Genomic DNA, 779 nt, shown 5'->3' on the forward strand with positions numbered 1-779 from the left:
CGGTCTTAAGGTCGCCAAGTTGCTCAGGGATGTCAAAGCTTTTGAGCATTTCACGAATTCGCTGAATAAACTTATCGGCAAGTTCCCTGTTGCTTTCTTTACCTTCTTTTAGCCCGCTTACTTCCGCGAGCTTGGCAAGACGTTCTGTAATTTCATCTTTTGAATAATCCAGAACATGCGGTAGGACAATCGAGTTGGCCAAACCGTGTGGTGTAGAGTAATACGCACCAAAGTTGTGGGCGATGGCGTGAACATAGCCTACGCTCGCTTTGGTGAAAGCCAGGCCGGCATAGTAAGACGCCATAGCCATATTTTGTCGAGCTTCCAGGTTGCTGCCATCTTTCACTGCTGTTTCAAGATTTTCCATGATTAGACGTGTAGCAGCTGTTCCGTAAGCGTCGGTCTCATCGGTAGCATTAACTGAAATGTAAGACTCAATCGCATGAGTCAGTGCGTCCATTCCGGTTGCAGCCGTCACTGCAGCAGGTAGGCCTAGCATCATTGCGCCGTCTAAAGCGGCCATCATGGGTACCAGTTTAGGGTCAATGATAGGTGTCTTTTGATGGGTTTCAGGGTCTGATACGACAGACACGATGGTTACTTCTGAGCCAGTGCCTGCAGTTGTCGGGATGGCGAATAGTGGCAAAGGTGCTTTACGTAACTTGAATAAGCCGGCCATCTTCTCTAATGGCTTGTCATTTGTTGCGCGTGCTGCGATAGCCTTGCTTGCATCAATCGGTGAGCCACCGCCTACGGCAAGAATTGCTTCGCAGTTGTTG

General features: G+C 49.0%; 1 protein-coding gene. It reads right to left on the reverse strand.

Annotated features, from left to right (window positions below; translation table 11 throughout):
* A partial coding sequence (locus tag A3729_RS19695) for an iron-containing alcohol dehydrogenase (protein WP_156498036.1) occupies positions 1-779 on the reverse strand: 779 nt, incomplete at both ends.

Source organism: Oleiphilus sp. HI0043 (genome assembly GCF_001634935.1).